A 12960-nucleotide genomic window follows, 5' to 3' on the forward strand; every position below is an offset into this window, starting at 1 on the left:
ACCATCGGGGCGATGTCGGCCGAGCCGGTCAGCGCTGCGGATCGCGGCCGAGCAGGCCCAGCAGCCGGTCCTGCTCCGGGGCGTCCGGCGGGACCGGAACCTCGGATCCGCACACCCCGTCGGCGCGCAACATGTCGCCCATCCCGACGGCCTGCTCGTAGGTGGCGTGCACCTCGTCGGCCGGCAGTACCTCGTCGCCGCCGGTCGCGCGGGCGATGTCCCAGCCGTGGATCAGCAGGTCGAACAGGCAGAAGCCGCCGACGGTCCGTTCCAGCGTGGTGGGCCGAACATCCCCTCGTACTGGCGCCCGGCGCGGTCCGGGTCCGCCAGGATCTCCTGGAGCTGGTCTCGCGCCGCCCGCCAGGAACCGACCGGGTCGTCGTCCACCGATCCGGTCGTCACGGTCAGGCCGACGTGCGCCGGCATGTCCCGGTACGAGGTCTCCAGTACGTGCCGGAGCACGTCCCGCGCCGACCAGCCGGCGCACGGCGAGGCGTTGTCCCATGCGGTGTCGGGCACCGCGGCCACCCGTCGATCGAACTCGGCGGCGAGCTTCCGGTGCCGTTCGGCGATCTCACTCATGCCCCCATCCTGCGCCGCCGCGCCCCGCCCGTCGTGTACGGATCGGCCACGCCGCCCCACCACGACGGTGCCCGCGGCAACGCCCGGTCCGGCCACGCCCGCCCCACCAGGTGGCAACGCCGTCCCGCCAGCACGGTGCCTCGGCAACGCCCGGCCGGGTCACGCCCGCCGCGCCGGGGACGGCGGCGCGGAGCGGGCCCCGACGAGTACCGCGGGGCTGACGCCGGCGATCTGCCGGCAGTCCCGGGACAGGTGCGGCTGGTCGGTGTAGCCGGCGAGCACCGCCAGCGTGGCGAGCCCGGCGTCGGTGCGCCGGGACAGTGCCAGGAACCGCTGCAACCGCAGGATCCGCCGCAGCGTGGCCGGCCCGTAGCCGAAGGCGGACCGGCAGCGTCGGTGCAGTTGCCGGCCGCTGCGGCCGGCCTCGGCGGCCAGATCCGCGACCGAGGTGGCCGGGTCGGCGGTGAGCAGCCCGGCGACGATGCCGGCGACGGGGTCCGGGTCGGCGGCCTCGGCGAGCCAGCCGCGGGCCGCGCCGTGCAGGAGGTCGAGCCGGGCCGCCGGGCCCGGCGCGCTGCCCAGGCGGTCGGCCAGCCGCCGCGCGAACCCGGACCCGAACACGTCCTCCACCGGCACCCGGCGGTCCCGCAGCTCGGCCACGTCGAGCCGCAGGGCGCCCGCCACCTGGCCGGGGCGGAACCGGATGCCGACCGCGTCGACCGGCGCCGGCAGGTCGGTCTGCCAGGCGGCGGTTTCCGGACCGCAGAGCCAGATCGTGCCGCTGTCGAGCCAGAGCAGTTCCACCGCGCCGTCCGGCACCAGCCGGTACCGTCCGGCCATCCGCGCGGTCCAGCCGACCGCCAAGCCGGCGGTCAGGTCCGCTGGCGGCCGACGCGGCCGGTACCAGGTGGCGCCGGTCGGCGCCGACCACTCCGCGGCGCTGGCCGCGGCCGGCGTGGACCAGGCTCCGGCGGCCGCCCGGGGCACCGCGCGCCGACCCGTACCGGTCATACCGCCGAGACTACTGCGCTGCTCCGACGTTCCGGCCCGCGTCGATGGGGGCGCCGGCACGTCCGCCGGACCGGGCCGGGTCGGGTCCCACGGTACGGCCGCGGGCGGCGGCGAGCAGCGCGGCGGCGGCCGGATCCGCGTCCGGCGCGGCGGCCAGTACCAACCGCCGGGTGCGCCGCGGCCGGACCGGGACGAGGGTCAGGTCGCCGTCGAGCATCGACCCGGCGAGGTCCGGCACGATCGAGACGCCGACGCCGGCCCGCACCATCGCGAGCAGGGTGCCCATCTCCCGGACCCGGTGCGCGGGCGCGAACGGCACCCGCGCCGACCGGTACAGCCGCCGGATGTGGCGCTCGCAGCCGCCACGGGACAGCAGGAACGGGTCGTCGTCCAGGTCACCGACGGTGACCGATGGTTCGCCGGCGAGCGGATGGTCCCGGCGCAGCAGCGCGCAGAACGCGTCGGACGCCAGCAGCACGCCGCGGCCGGCCGGCGGGTCGACCAGTACCGCCAGCTCGACGGTGCGGGTGTCCAGCCAGCCGGCGATCTCGTCGTCCTCCCCCTCGAACAGGGTGACGGTGATCCGGGGCAGCTCGGTACACCAGCGCCAGCAGCCCGGGCAGCAGCCCCTGGCAGGCGGTCGGCGGTGCGGCGAGCCGGACGGTACCGGCCGGGCTGCCGTCCCGGCGCGCGGCGATCGCGCCGATCCGGCCCGCCGCGCCGACCACCTCCCGGGCCGCCGGCACGATGCTCTCGCCGAACGCGGTGGGCCGGATCCGCCCGGTTCGTTCGACCACCGGCCCGCCGAGCACCCGCTCCAGCGCGGCGACGTTGTGCGACACCGCGGACTGGCTGATGCCGAGCCGGTCCGCGGCGGCGCCGAACCCGCCCTCGTCGAGTACCGCCAGGAAGGCTCGGAGCTGCGGCACGCTGATGTCCATGAGTGGTCCTCATGAGTCGGTCGACACGACTTGTTGGACTCATGATGCCGCATCCGGCGACGATCGCCGGCGTGCGAATCCCCCGCTGGGTACCCGGGTTCCTGCTCGTCTCGATGATCTGGGGCGCCAGCTTCACCTTCATCAAGCTGGCGGTCGACGGCGGCCTGCCGCCACCCTGGCTCGCGTTCGTCCGCTGCCTGACCGGCGCGCTCACCCTCGCCCTGGTCTGCCTGGTACGCCGGGAGAGCCCCGGCCGTGACCCGGTGACCTGGCTGCACGGCCTGGTGGTGGCGCTGCTGCTGAACACCGTGCCGTTCACCCTCGTCGCCTTCGGCGAGACGCACGTCTCGTCGGTGTTCGCCGGGCTGTGCAACGCCGTCACCCCGCTCGCCACGATGGCGTTCGCCGTCGCGCTGGTCCCGGCCGAGCGGCTCACCGGTCGCCGCGCCGCCGGGCTCGGCGTCGGGCTCGGCGGGGTGCTGGTCCTGCTCGGGGTGTGGCGCGGGCTGCCCGGCGGCACCCTCGCCGGCGCGCTCGCCTGCGTCGCCTCGACCGTGCTGTACGGCGCGGGGTTCGCCTACACGCGCCGCTTCCTCGCGCACCGGTCCGCGTCCGCGACGGGCCTCAGTACGGTCCAGATGGTCTGCGCCACCGCCGAACTCGCGGTCCTCGCGCCGCTGTCCGGCGAAGCCCCGCGGTGGCCCGGTCCGATCGCGGCCGGTGCGCTGCTGGCGCTCGGCGCCCTCGGTACCGGCATCGCCTACATCCTGAACCTGACGGTGATCCGTACCGCCGGGGCGACCGTGGCCTCGACCGTCACGTACCTGACGCCGGTCTGGTCGACGCTGCTCGGCGCGCTGCTGCTGGGCGAGTCGCTCGCCGCCCGGCACCTGGCCGGCGGCGCCCTGATCCTCGCCGGCGTACTGCTGGTGCAGTGGCGGGCAACGGGGCGCCGCAACGGAAAACGGGTGCCGGCCGGTTGCCCGCGGGCGGTAGCCTCCGACGCCGAACCAGCAATCCTCGTCGCGGACGGGGACCGGATGGACGAAGGCAGACCCGATGACGAAGCTGAACCAGATCATCGCCGTGGAGAAGGGCGTCAAGAGCCGCTCGTTCGCCGAACTCACCGCGAGCCACCACGCCCTGCAGAAGCAGGCGGCGCTGTCCGGCATCTCCCGGACGTACCAGCCGAAGGACGAGGAGGGTGAGCGGCTGCCACCGGAGTCGACCCGGGTCCAGGTGAAGGCCGAGGAGGTGATCCGGGAGACCTCGCGCATCCTCACCAAGCTGTTCGACGTGACCGCGACGAAGGACTGGGCGAACTGCACGGCCCGCGCCGACGTGGTCGTCGACGGCCGGACGATCCTCGCCGAGGTGCCGGTGACCTACCTGCTGTTCCTGGAGAAGCAGCTGGTCGACCTGCACACGTTCGTCCGCAAGCTGCCGGCGCTGGACGCCGCCGAGACGTGGAACTACGACGCGTCCGCGGACTGCTTCGCCACCGAACCGGTGCAGACGCTGCGCACCCGCAAGGTGCCGCGCAACCACGTCAAGGCGGAGGCGACCGAGAAGCACCCGGCACAGGTCGAGGTGTACCACGAGGACGTGACCGTGGGCTACTGGCGCACCGTGAAGTTCTCCGGAGCGCTGCCGGCCAGCCGGATCAACGAGCTGCTGGACCGGTTGGAGAAGCTGCAGGCGGCGATCAAGTTCGCCCGCGAGGACGCGAACGGCACCGAGGTGGAGGACCGCAAGGTCGGCGAGCGCGTCCTCGGTTACCTCTTCGGCTGACCGGCCCGTTCGGCGCCGTCGCGCGGGCCGAATGCGCTCGAACGGCTTGGCCGCGCGGGTTATGCTGACCGCGCGCCAAGGAGCGCAGACTGAGACTGATGCTCAGCCTGAACCAGGGTCGCGCGGGCGGGAATCCCGCGCGTTCCAGGCTCCGGGTCCACAGTGGAGGTTCGAGTCCTCCTCCCGTCACCCAGGACGGGATAGCCCAACTGGCAGAGGCAGTCCCGGAGACCGACTCACGTTCACGCTATCGCTCCAGTTTCAGCATTTCGCCGAGCGTCGAATCGAGGGAGCCAGGACGTAGACCCAGGTTGCCGGTTCGAATCCGGCCCGCCCGGCCACTCGAAACCGTTGCGGCGCAACGGTTTCCCATCGGGCGGTAGACTCAATGGAAGAGTCATGGGTCGTGAAGATGATCCGGCTCTTAAACGTGTCGGCGCGGGAAAGTCGGCGAGGGTTATGGAGCAACGGGTTGGAGGTTCGAGTCCTCCCCGGCGGTTGCGCTGGTAGCTCAATCCGGTAGAGCAGTTGCATTCCCACTGGACCCGGCGGATGGCTACTCCGCCGGGTCCTCCTTCGCGCCAGGGCGGATATCCGGTGTCGACCGGGCCACCGGCGCGCTACGGTCGGCGGATGGTGGATCGGTACTTCACGCAGCGCCTTCGGCTGGAGCCGATCGGGCCGGCGCACGCGGTCGACCTGTGGCGGCTGCACGCCGACGAACCGGTCGCAATCTGGCATCTCGGCCGGCTCCGGTTGCCGGAGGCGCAGGCGACCGCCGACGAGATGGCCGCCGGCTGGGCGCGCGACGGCGTGCACAAGTGGATCGCGTACCACCGGGTCAGCGGCGAGCTGATGGGCCGCGGCGGCCTGTCGTACCAGCACGTCGACGGCGCCCGCCGGCTGGAGATCGGCTGGATCGTGCGGGCCCGGTACTGGGGCCGCGGCTACGCCACCGAGATCGGCCGGGCCGGCCTGGACGTCGGCTTCGGTGAGCTCGGCGCCGACGAGATCGTCGCGTTCACCGAGCCGGAGAACGGCCGTTCCCGGGCGGTGATGGAGCGGCTCGGGATGAGCGATCCGCGCCCGATCCGGCACCGCGGCGAGCACTTCGTGCTCTACACCCTGCCTCGCCCCTGACCGCGCCGACGGCCGGCGCCCCAGCCGAGGTGCCCCGACTCGACCGCCCGGCGGTCAGCCACGTGGCGGCGCCCGAACCAGCTACCCGTCGCGGCGGCGGCGGGTGGCCGCGTCCCGGCTGGACCACTGCGCCGGATCGGCCGGATAGTCCACGCCGACCAGCGTCAGCCCGTGCGCCGGTGCCACGGTGACCTCGCTGGCCCGATCGGACCGGGTCAGCAGGCTCGCCGGCCAGTCCACCGGACGCCGACCCTCCCCGACCGCCAGCAGCGCGCCGACCAGGCTGCGCACCATCGCCTGGCAGAACGCGTCCGCCGAGACCGCGACACCGATCACGCCGTCGCCGGCCCGGGACACGTCGAGCCGCTGCAGCTCGCGGATCGTGGTCGCGTCCGGCTTGCGCCGGCAGTACGCGGCGAAGTCGTGCTCGCCGAGCAGCCCCGGCGCGGCGGCCGCCATCGCGTCGTGGGCCAGCGGTCGCGGCCAACCCAGCGTGTCGAACCGGCGCAGCGGCGGCGGCCCGGCCGGGTCGTCGGTGATCCGGTACCGGTAGTGCCGGCGGAGGGCGGAGAACCGCGCGTCGAACCGGTCGTCGACGACCTCGACGCCCGGCACCCGGACGTCCGGCGGCAGCACCCCGGCGAGCCGCCGTACCAGCACCGTCGGGTCCGGCTCGCCGGTGCCCCGGGCGGTGGCCACCCGTTGCCACTGCTCGTCCGGTACGTCGAGGTGGCAGACCTGCCCGGTGGCGTGCACGCCGGCGTCGGTACGGCCGGCCACGGTCAGCCCGGTCACCGGTCCGAACAGCCGGCCCAGTGCCGCGGTCAGCTCACCGGCCACGGTGCGCCGCGCCGGCTGCACCGCCCACCCGGAGAACCCGGTCCCGTCGTACGCCACCCGCAACCGCAGCCGCACCGCCACCACCTTCACTTCCCGGTACGCACCGAGCCCGTCACCACCGGGGTGACGGGCTCGGGCATCGTGCGTCGAGGAGGTCTACTCCTCGGTCTTGCTCTCGTCGGACTCGGCGGCCTCGGCGGCCGGGGTCGACTCCTCCGGTGCCAGCGCCGCGGCGGTGTCCTGCTTCTTCGCCGGGCGGGAGGCGCGCGCCGGCTTCGTCGGCTCGGCCAGCTCCTCGACCAGCTCGATGACGGCCATCGGCGCGTTGTCACCCTTGCGCGGGCCCACCTTCACGATCCGGGTGTAGCCACCCGGCCGGCTGGTGAACCGCGGCGCGATCTCGGCGAACAGCTGGTACGCCACGTCCTTGTCACGGATGACGGTGGCAACCCGGCGACGCGCGTGCAGATCGCCGCGCTTGGCGAAGGTCACCATCCGCTCGGCCAGCGGGCGGACCCGCTTGGCCTTGGCCTCGGTGGTGGTGATCCGGCCGTGCTTGAACAGCGACGTCGCCAGGTTCGCCAGCAGCATCCGCTCGTGGGCCGGGCTACCACCCAGGCGGGCACCCCTGGTCGGCTTGGGCATTTCTCAGGCTCCTTATTCCAGTGCGGCTCGGGGGTGCCCCTTGCCGGCGAAGTACTCCAGCTCAGTGCTGCTCCGGTGCGAACCGTGACGGAGACGGGCTCCGCCGCGGCGCGCGGCTACAGCTGCTCGGTCTCGCGGTAGTCGTTGCCGTCGTAGTCCGGCTCGGCGAAGCTCTCCGCGACGCTGGCGGGGTCGAACCCGGGAGCCTGGTCCTTCAGGCCCAGCCCCATACCGGCCAGCTTCATCTTGACCTCGTCGATCGACTTCTGACCGAAGTTCCGGATGTCCAGCAGGTCGGCCTCGGTCCGGGACAGCAGCTCACCGACGCTGTTGATGCCCTCGCGCTTGAGGCAGTTGTACGACCGGACGGTCAGGTCCAGCTCCTCGATCGGCAGCGCCAGGTCGGCCGCGAGCTGCGCGTCCTGCGGCGACGGGCCGATGTCGATGCCCTCGGCCGCCTCGTCCAGCTCGCGGGCCAGCCCGAACAGCTCGACCAGGGTCGAACCGGCGGACGCCAGCGCGGTACGCGGCGAGATCGAGTTCTTCGTCTCGACGTCCAGGATCAGCTTGTCGAAGTCGGTGCGCTGCTCGACACGAGTGGCCTCGACCCGGTAGCTGACCTTCAGCACCGGCGAGTAGATCGAGTCGACCGGGATCCGACCGATCTCCTGACCCTGCTGCTTGTTCTGCGCCGCGGTCACGTACCCGCGGCCACGCTCGACGACCAGCTCCATGTCCAGCCGACCCTTGTCGTTCAGGGTGGCCAGGTGCAGGTCCGGGTTGTGCACCTCGACGCCGGCCGGCGGCTGGATGTCGCCCGCGGTGACCGGGCCGGGGCCCTGCTTGCGCAGGTACATGGTGACCGGCTCGTCGTGCTCGGAGCTGACGGTCAGCTCCTTGATGTTCAGCACCAGGTCGACGACGTCCTCCTTGACACCGGGGATCGTCGTGAACTCGTGCAGCACGCCGTCGATCTTGATGCTGGTGACGGCGGCGCCGGGAATCGAGCTGAGCAGGGTACGCCGCAGCGAGTTGCCGAGGGTGTACCCGAAGCCGGGCTCCAACGGCTCGATCGTGAACCGCGAGCGGTTCTCGACGATCGACTCCTCGGACAGCGACGGCCGCTGGGTGATGAGCACGGTGAATCTCCTTCTAAGTCGGGCGCCCGCCATATGACGCCGCAAACTTCACGCCGTGGCGCCCGGGACCGTCGGCCCCGGGCGGGTCGCGATCCGCCGGCCGGAAACCGACCGGCGAGTCACGACCCCGCTGCCACCGGTGTTACTTCGAGTAGTACTCGACGATGAGCTGCTCCTGCACCGGCGTGTCGATGACCTGCCGGGCCGGCGTCGAGTGGATCAGAACCTTCATCTGGCCGGGGATGGCCTCCAGCCACGCCGGGACCGTCTTCTCGCCGGCCTCGGCCCGCGCGACCACGAACGGCGTCAGCTCGCGGGACTTCTCCCGGACCTCGACGATGTCGTGCTCGGAGACCTGGTACGACGGGATGTCGACCTTGCGGCCGTTCACCACGATGTGGCCGTGCCGGATCAGCTGGCGGGCCATGTCGCGCGACTTCGCGTAACCGGCCCGGTAGAGCACGTTGTCCAGCCGCATCTCCAGCAGCTGCAGCAGCGCCTCACCGGTCTTGCCCTTCTGCCGGTTCGCCTCGTCGTAGTACCGGACGAACTGCTTCTCGAGCACGCCGTAGACCCGCTTGGCCTTCTGCTTCTCACGCAGCTGGAGCAGGTACTCGGTCTCCTTGAGCCGACCGCGGCCGTGCTGGCCGGGCGGGTAGGGACGCGACTCCAGCGGGCACTTCGGGCCCTCGCACTTGCTGCCCTTGAGGTACAGCTTCATCTTCTCGCGACGGCACCGGCGGCAGTCCGCGCCTGTGTAACGAGCCATGATTCTCTGCTCCCCCTCAGACCCGGCGCCGCTTCGGCGGACGGCATCCGTTGTGCGGCTGCGGCGTGACGTCCTGGATCGAACCGACCTCGAGCCCGGCGCCCTGCAGCGACCGGATCGCGGTCTCCCGGCCGGAACCGGGACCCTTGACGAACACGTCGACCTTGCGCATGCCGTGCTCCATCGCACGGCGGGCGGCGGCCTCGGCCGCCATCTGCGCCGCGAACGGGGTCGACTTGCGGGAGCCCTTGAAACCGACCTGCCCGGACGACGCCCACGAGATCACCGCGCCGGTCGGGTCGGTGATGGACACGATCGTGTTGTTGAACGTGCTCTTGATGTGGGCGTGGCCGTGGGCCACGTTCTTCTTCTCCTTGCGCCGTACCTTCTTGGCACCGGCGCGCGCCTTGGGCGGCATACCTGTATGTCTCTCCTAATCGAGGTGGCTACTACTTCTTGCCGGGCTTCTTCTTGCCGGCGACGGTGCGCTTGGGACCCTTGCGTCCACGCGCGTTGGTACGGGTCCGCTGCCCGCGGACGGGCAGGCCGCGACGGTGCCGGATGCCCTGGTAGCAACCGATCTCGATCTTGCGCCTGATGTCCGAAGCAACCTCGCGGCGAAGGTCGCCCTCTACCTGGTAGTTGGCCTCGATCCAGTCACGGAGCTGCACCAGCTCCTCGTCGGTGAGGTCACGGACGCGCTTGTCGGGGCTGACGCCGGTCTTCGCTAGCGTCTCCGCCGCGCGGGTCCGGCCCACCCCGTAGATGTACGTGAGCGCGATCTCCAGCCGCTTTTCGCGGGGGAGATCGACGCCAACCAGACGTGCCATTGCTGGGCGTACTCCTCGTGTCCATCCGGAGGTCTGCGCCCGTCCGTCCCCGCCCGCCCAATGAGCGGGGCCCCAGCCTCCGGGCCGGGGGTGAACTGTGAACGGGCCTTTCTGTGGTCAGCGTTGTCGATCCGCTGGGTGCTGCGGGTTCAGCCCTGACGCTGCTTGTGGCGCGGGTCGGAGCAGATCACCATGACCCGGCCGTGGCGACGGATCACCCGGCACTTGTTGCAGATCTTCTTGACGCTCGGCTTTACCTTCACGGTTGTTGGCTTCCTTGTTGCGATCCTCGCCGCCGCGCATGCGGAGACGCGCTTCGATCACGGACACGTGGATCCGCGTCAGCGAGCTGATGACGAGGTCTCCGAACCGTGGCTCGGTTGCCCCGTCGCTCGAAGCAGCCCGACGGGCGGGCTACTTGTAGCGGTAGACGATGCGACCCCGAGTCAGGTCGTAGGGAGAGAGCTCCACGACGACTCGGTCTTCCGGCAGGATGCGAATGTAGTGCTGCCGCATCTTGCCGCTGATGTGTGCCAACACCCGGTGACCGTTGGTGAGCTCCACGCGGAACATCGCGTTCGGCAGGGGCTCGACGACACGGCCCTCGATCTCGATGGCGCCGTCCTTTTTCGGCATGTCCTCCGCTAACCGTGACGAGTCGGATCCTATGGTCGACGTACAACACCCTCAGCCGCGCCCCTCAGCTGACCAGCCGAAACGACACCACCCGCCTCGCAGGAGACGGGTTCATGGCGTGTTCGAATTCCGGACACGAAGGGACGGGCGCTGTGCGCCACCGGATATCTTAGCCCGCCGCCAGCTCGCCTGCCAGCAGGGGTGGTCAACGCCTCCCGTACCGCCCCGAGCGGGCCAGACCCCAGAACCCGAAGATGAACAGCGGCCAGAACGGCACCAACACCCCACCGCTGGCCACCGAGAGCAACACGCTCAGCCCGATGAACACGAAAACGACCGAGAGCAGCGCCACCGTCCGGTTCGGATGGGCGGATCGCTGCTGCTCCCGCACCCGCCCTTCCACCGGTGGCATCGGCATCGGCACGTCGGGCAGGTCCGCGGTCAGCGGCGCCAGCTCGCGATAGGTCTTCGCCTGATACGCAGACTGCACCCGCTGGTCGTACTCGTCGAGCTCGAGCCGGCCCTCGCCGAGCGCGGTGCGCAGCCGCTCGGCGACCTCCTGCCGCTCGGCATCGGAAACCCGCATGTCCTGCCGGTCCACGGCCGCCCCCTCCCCGCGCTGCAGAGCCACCATGTCCATCGTACGGCGGCAAAAGCGGGAAAGCGCTTACCTTGGCCAGCTCGCCAGCTCAGTGACCTCTCAGTCGACGCAGACGGCACCGCCGGCCGACGCCGCTCAGCCGATCGGCGTGATCCGCTGGCCGGCATGATCCGCCGGCCGGTGCGCACTGCCAGCCGGTGCGCACTGCCGGCCGGTGCGCACTGCCGGCCGGTGCGCACTGCCGGCCGGTGCGCACTGCCGGCCGGTGCGCACTGCCGGCCGGTGCGCTCCGCCGGCGAGGCCGTTCGGCGGGGCCGATCAGCGGGCCCCGCAAGGTCAGCCGTCCGAATCGGCGCGGGCGGAGGCCAGCGACCCCAGCCGGGCCCGGCCCCCGTCGACCGCGGTCAACACCCACAGGCCGTCGTCGCACAGCGCCACCGAATGCTCGACGTGCGCGGCCCGGGACCCGTCGACGGTCACCACCGTCCACTGGTCGTCCTGCTCCACCACGTCCGCCGAACCCATCGTGATCATCGGTTCGATGGCCAGCGCCATCCCGGTCACGAGCTTCGGGCCGCGCCCCGGCTTGCCGTAGTTGAGGATGTGCGGATCCTGGTGCATCTCGGTGCCGATGCCGTGCCCGCCGTACCCCTCGACGATGCCGTACGAACCACCGGCACGAACGGTGCGCTCCACCGCGGCGGAGATGTCGGTGAGCTTCTTCCCGGTACCGGCGGCGGCGATGCCGGCCCACATCGCGTCCTCGGCGACCTCGATCATCCGCAGCAGCGCCGGATCGACCGCACCCACCGGTACGGTGATCGCCGAGTCGCCGTGCCAGCCGGCGATGATCGCGCCGGCGTCGATCGAGATGATGTCGCCTTCGGCCAGCACCTTCTTGCGGCTCGGGATCGCGTGCACGACCTGGTCGTTGACCGACGCACAGATCGTCGCCGGATAGCCGTAGTAGCCCTTGAAGTTCGGGATCCCGCCGTTGGCCCGGATGTTCTCCTCGGCCAGCTCGTCCAGCTCCGCGGTCGACACCCCGGGCGCCACCGCGGCCCGGACCTTCGCCAGCGTGTCCGCGACGAGCAGACCGGCCCGCCGCATCATCTGGATCTGTTCCGGCGTCTTGAGCTGGATCTGCTGCTTGGCGAACAAAGTGGTCCTCACGGGTTGTGCGTACCGGCACGGCAACCGGCTCGGGCCGGCGCCGTCCCGGACGGTCTGTCAGCCGCCGTAGGACGCGAGAGCGTCGTACGCGCGCTGGGTCACGTCCTCGACCGGCCCGACCGCATCGAGGCCGACGAGCTTGCCCTGGGCGCCGTAGTAGGCCACCAGCGGCTGGGTGTCCCGCGCGTACACCCGGAGGCGCTCGGCGATGGTCTCCGGCTTGTCGTCGTCGCGCTGGAACAGCTCGCCGCCGCACCGGTCGCAGACCCCGTCCACCGCCGGCGGGTCGAACTCGACGTGCCAGATCTTGCCGCAACCGCGGCAGGTGCGCCGGCCGGAGAGCCGCCGGATCACCTCTTCCTCCTCGACCACCAGCTCCAGCACCAGGTCGAGGCCGGTACCCAGGTCGGCGAGCATCTTGTCCAGCTCCTGCGCCTGCGGCACCGTGCGCGGGAAGCCGTCCAGCAGGAACCCGTCCTCGGCGTCCGGCTCGGCCAGCCGATCCCGCACCATGTTGATCACGACCTGGTCGGGGACCAGCTCGCCGGAGTCCATGTAGCCCTTGGCCTCGCGGCCCAGCTCGGTGCCCTCGGCGACGTTGGCCCGCAGGATGTCACCGGTGGAGATCTTCGGCGCCGACAGGTGCGCGGCGATGAACTCGGCCTGGGTCCCCTTGCCCGCCCCGGGCGGACCCACCAGCACCAACCTCATGCCCGCCCTCCGCTTCGCTCCGGCCGGGCATGAGACACGAGACCGCGACGCCCATGATTCGCTCGCTCGCGCTCGCTCATGCCCGCCCTCCGCTTCGCTCCGGCCGGGCATGAGACACGAGACCGCGACGCCCATGATTCGCTCGCTCGCG

At 71.7% G+C, this 12960-nt stretch carries 17 protein-coding genes and 2 pseudogenes; 3 read left to right on the forward strand and 16 right to left on the reverse strand.

The annotated features are described in order from the left end of the window. Positions 1-28 precede the first annotated feature (28 nt). The 5 genes and pseudogenes from Athai_RS26355 to Athai_RS26375 all read right to left on the reverse strand — a co-directional run. Positions 29-172, reverse strand: coding sequence for a hypothetical protein (locus tag Athai_RS26355; protein ID WP_203963994.1), 144 nt, complete (start codon positions 170-172; stop codon positions 29-31). Between the two features lie 59 nt (positions 173-231). Next, entirely contained in the window at positions 232-582 is a 351-nt protein-coding gene (locus Athai_RS26360; RefSeq protein WP_203963995.1) for a maleylpyruvate isomerase N-terminal domain-containing protein, read from the reverse strand. A gap of 159 nt (positions 583-741) precedes the next feature. Further along, complete coding sequence (locus tag Athai_RS26365) at positions 742-1593, reverse strand: helix-turn-helix transcriptional regulator (protein WP_203963996.1); 852 nt, start codon at positions 1591-1593, stop codon at positions 742-744. 10 nt (positions 1594-1603) lie between these two features. Then, positions 1604-2185, reverse strand: a complete 582-nt coding sequence (locus Athai_RS26370) for a LysR family transcriptional regulator substrate-binding protein (RefSeq protein ID WP_239157472.1) — start codon at positions 2183-2185, stop codon at positions 1604-1606. Between the two features lie 172 nt (positions 2186-2357). Next, positions 2358-2534: pseudogene (locus tag Athai_RS26375) on the reverse strand (helix-turn-helix domain-containing protein); the annotation flags it as partial. A 44-nt stretch (positions 2535-2578) separates the two neighbouring features. On the opposite strand from Athai_RS26375, the pseudogene Athai_RS26380 reads away from it, so the two are divergent. From Athai_RS26380 to Athai_RS26385, 3 genes and pseudogenes are all read left to right on the forward strand, one after another. Continuing rightward, a pseudogene (locus tag Athai_RS26380) lies at positions 2579-3454 on the forward strand (DMT family transporter); the annotation flags it as partial. Positions 3455-3593: 139 nt separating this feature from the next. Continuing rightward, positions 3594-4325, forward strand: coding sequence for a DUF7873 family protein (locus Athai_RS34465; protein ID WP_239157179.1), 732 nt, complete (start codon positions 3594-3596; stop codon positions 4323-4325). A 633-nt stretch (positions 4326-4958) separates the two neighbouring features. Continuing rightward, positions 4959-5465, forward strand: coding sequence for a GNAT family N-acetyltransferase (locus Athai_RS26385; RefSeq protein WP_203963998.1), 507 nt, complete (start codon positions 4959-4961; stop codon positions 5463-5465). An 81-nt stretch (positions 5466-5546) separates the two neighbouring features. Here the strand turns inward: Athai_RS26385 and truA are convergent, their stop codons facing one another. From truA to Athai_RS26440, 11 genes are all read right to left on the reverse strand, one after another. Continuing rightward, complete coding sequence (gene truA, locus Athai_RS26390) at positions 5547-6380, reverse strand: tRNA pseudouridine(38-40) synthase TruA (RefSeq protein ID WP_203963999.1); 834 nt, start codon at positions 6378-6380, stop codon at positions 5547-5549. Between the two features lie 81 nt (positions 6381-6461). Beyond that, positions 6462-6950: a 50S ribosomal protein L17 gene (rplQ, locus tag Athai_RS26395; RefSeq protein ID WP_203964000.1), complete on the reverse strand. Its 489-nt coding sequence runs from the start codon at positions 6948-6950 to the stop codon at positions 6462-6464. Between the two features lie 116 nt (positions 6951-7066). Next, complete coding sequence (locus tag Athai_RS26400) at positions 7067-8089, reverse strand: DNA-directed RNA polymerase subunit alpha (RefSeq protein WP_030446788.1); 1023 nt, start codon at positions 8087-8089, stop codon at positions 7067-7069. Between the two features lie 142 nt (positions 8090-8231). Next, positions 8232-8858 carry a 30S ribosomal protein S4 gene (rpsD, locus tag Athai_RS26405; protein ID WP_203964001.1) on the reverse strand — a complete coding sequence of 209 codons (627 nt, stop codon included), beginning with the start codon at positions 8856-8858 and terminating at the stop codon, positions 8232-8234. A 16-nt stretch (positions 8859-8874) separates the two neighbouring features. Further along, entirely contained in the window at positions 8875-9276 is a 402-nt protein-coding gene (rpsK, locus tag Athai_RS26410) for a 30S ribosomal protein S11 (RefSeq protein ID WP_030446786.1), read from the reverse strand. Between the two features lie 31 nt (positions 9277-9307). Then, positions 9308-9688, reverse strand: a complete 381-nt coding sequence (rpsM, locus tag Athai_RS26415; protein ID WP_203964002.1) for a 30S ribosomal protein S13 — start codon at positions 9686-9688, stop codon at positions 9308-9310. Positions 9689-9837: 149 nt separating this feature from the next. Further along, positions 9838-9951, reverse strand: coding sequence for a 50S ribosomal protein L36 (rpmJ, locus tag Athai_RS26420; protein WP_021596712.1), 114 nt, complete (start codon positions 9949-9951; stop codon positions 9838-9840). Between the two features lie 151 nt (positions 9952-10102). Further along, positions 10103-10324: a translation initiation factor IF-1 gene (infA, locus tag Athai_RS26425; protein ID WP_030446784.1), complete on the reverse strand. Its 222-nt coding sequence runs from the start codon at positions 10322-10324 to the stop codon at positions 10103-10105. A gap of 205 nt (positions 10325-10529) precedes the next feature. Further along, positions 10530-10955: a DUF1707 SHOCT-like domain-containing protein gene (locus tag Athai_RS26430; RefSeq protein WP_239157180.1), complete on the reverse strand. Its 426-nt coding sequence runs from the start codon at positions 10953-10955 to the stop codon at positions 10530-10532. Between the two features lie 306 nt (positions 10956-11261). Further along, entirely contained in the window at positions 11262-12098 is an 837-nt protein-coding gene (gene map / locus Athai_RS26435) for a type I methionyl aminopeptidase (RefSeq protein ID WP_275422573.1), read from the reverse strand. A 57-nt stretch (positions 12099-12155) separates the two neighbouring features. Continuing rightward, on the reverse strand, positions 12156-12809 hold the full coding sequence (locus Athai_RS26440) for an adenylate kinase (protein ID WP_203964003.1): 654 nt from the start codon (positions 12807-12809) through the stop codon (positions 12156-12158). Positions 12810-12960 lie beyond the last annotated feature (151 nt).

Source organism: Actinocatenispora thailandica (assembly GCF_016865425.1).
Lineage (GTDB): Bacteria > Actinomycetota > Actinomycetes > Mycobacteriales > Micromonosporaceae > Actinocatenispora > Actinocatenispora thailandica.

Bases quoted from the DNA above. Each gene is read 5' to 3' on its own strand.
- Athai_RS26360 (WP_203963995.1), bottom strand. From the start codon at position 582: ATGAGTGAGATCGCCGAACGGCACCGGAAGCTCGCCGCCGAGTTCGAT.
- Athai_RS26365 (WP_203963996.1), bottom strand. From the start codon at position 1,593: ATGACCGGTACGGGTCGGCGCGCGGTGCCCCGGGCGGCCGCCGGAGCC.
- Athai_RS34465 (WP_239157179.1), top strand. From the start codon at position 3,594: ATGACGAAGCTGAACCAGATCATCGCCGTGGAGAAGGGCGTCAAGAGC.
- Athai_RS26385 (WP_203963998.1), top strand. From the start codon at position 4,959: ATGGTGGATCGGTACTTCACGCAGCGCCTTCGGCTGGAGCCGATCGGG.
- rplQ (WP_203964000.1), bottom strand. From the start codon at position 6,950: ATGCCCAAGCCGACCAGGGGTGCCCGCCTGGGTGGTAGCCCGGCCCAC.
- rpsD (WP_203964001.1), bottom strand. From the start codon at position 8,858: ATGGCTCGTTACACAGGCGCGGACTGCCGCCGGTGCCGTCGCGAGAAG.
- rpsK (WP_030446786.1), bottom strand. From the start codon at position 9,276: ATGCCGCCCAAGGCGCGCGCCGGTGCCAAGAAGGTACGGCGCAAGGAG.
- rpsM (WP_203964002.1), bottom strand. From the start codon at position 9,688: ATGGCACGTCTGGTTGGCGTCGATCTCCCCCGCGAAAAGCGGCTGGAG.
- infA (WP_030446784.1), bottom strand. From the start codon at position 10,324: ATGCCGAAAAAGGACGGCGCCATCGAGATCGAGGGCCGTGTCGTCGAG.
- Athai_RS26440 (WP_203964003.1), bottom strand. From the start codon at position 12,809: ATGAGGTTGGTGCTGGTGGGTCCGCCCGGGGCGGGCAAGGGGACCCAG.